Here is a 1,124-nt window from a genome sequence, read left to right as displayed (position 1 = left end):
CTAGTACCCACTTTTCTTGGAACGTGAGTCGTGATTCAAGATATGGATGATCCCTGAAGCAAGAGAAGTCCGCCTTTCGCGGAAAGATCGCACGGTGCTTGAGGCGTGTTGTCGCTCGCCGGTGACGTTGCAGCGCGATTTGAAGCGGGCGCGGATAGTTCTGTTGGCGGCGGACGGGCGCAGCACCCGCTCGATCGCCAAAGAAGTCGGAGTCCAGCCGCGGATTGTCAGCCTTTGGCGACACCGCTATGCCGATCATGGCCTTGAAGGACTGCACGACAGGCCGCGGCCCGGCAAGCAGCCGATTTATACGAAGGCCACCGACAAGCGGATTCTGAAGCTGCTGGATAAGCCGCCCCCGCAAGGGTTTGCGCGCTGGACCGGGCCTCTGCTGGCCGAGGCGCTGGGCAATGTTGACGTCCAATATGTCTGGCGGTTCCTGCGCAGCCACAAGATTGACCTCGCGGCTCGCAAGTCCTGGTGCGAGAGCAACGATCCGAACTTTACGGCCAAAGCCGCCGATGTTGTTGGCCTCTACGTCGCCCCGCCCGCGAAGGCCATTGTGCTATGCGTGGACGAGAAGCCCTCGATCCAGGCTTTAGAGCGAGCGCAGGGTTATCTGAAGTTGCCCAATGGCCGCGCCTTGACCGGCCAGAGCCACGATTACAAGCGGCATGGCACTACGACATTGTTTGCGGCGCTCGAAGTCGCCACCGGAAAGATCATCGCGGCTCATTCAAAACGCCGTCGCCGCGTCGAGTTCCTCGACTTCATGAACGGCGTTATCGCGGCCTTTCCGGGCCGAAGGCTTCACGTCATCCTCGACAACCTCAACACCCACAAGAAAAACGAGCACTGGCTCAAGGCCCACCCCAACGTGCAATTTCATTTCACGCCGACAAGCGCGTCCTGGCTCAATCAGGTCGAGGTCTGGTTCTCGATCTTGCAGGGGCAGTCACTTAGCGGCACCTCCTTCACAAGTCTCAAGCAGCTTCAGGAACACATCGATGCCTACGTCAACGCGTACAATGACAAAGCCGAGCCCTTCGTCTGGACCAAGAAAAAGGTTCGTCAACGCCCCTTCAAAGGCCGCCGTATCACTCAGCTCTGATTCCGGGTACTAG

The 1,124-nt window shown here is 59.0% G+C and carries 1 protein-coding gene; it reads left to right on the top strand.

Going from position 1 to position 1,124, the window contains the following annotated elements; genetic code table 11:
• Window positions 1–46: 46 nt before the first annotated feature.
• Window positions 47–1,111 (top strand): IS630 family transposase, encoded by a 1,065-nt coding sequence (locus tag ABIB95_RS47335; protein WP_354249244.1) that lies wholly within the window; start codon window positions 47–49, stop codon window positions 1,109–1,111.
• Window positions 1,112–1,124 lie beyond the last annotated feature (13 nt).

The sequence above is a fragment of the Bradyrhizobium sp. LA2.1 genome (assembly GCF_040547725.1).
Taxonomy (GTDB): Bacteria; Pseudomonadota; Alphaproteobacteria; order Rhizobiales; family Xanthobacteraceae; genus Bradyrhizobium; species Bradyrhizobium barranii.
The sequence above is the reverse complement of the archived record's forward strand: the minus strand, read 5'-3'. Positions and strand labels throughout refer to the sequence as shown.

Excerpts from the sequence above, each read along its gene's own strand:
- ABIB95_RS47335 (WP_354249244.1), top strand. The coding sequence starts at position 47 with ATGATCCCTGAAGCAAGAGAAGTCCGCCTTTCGCGGAAAGATCGCACG.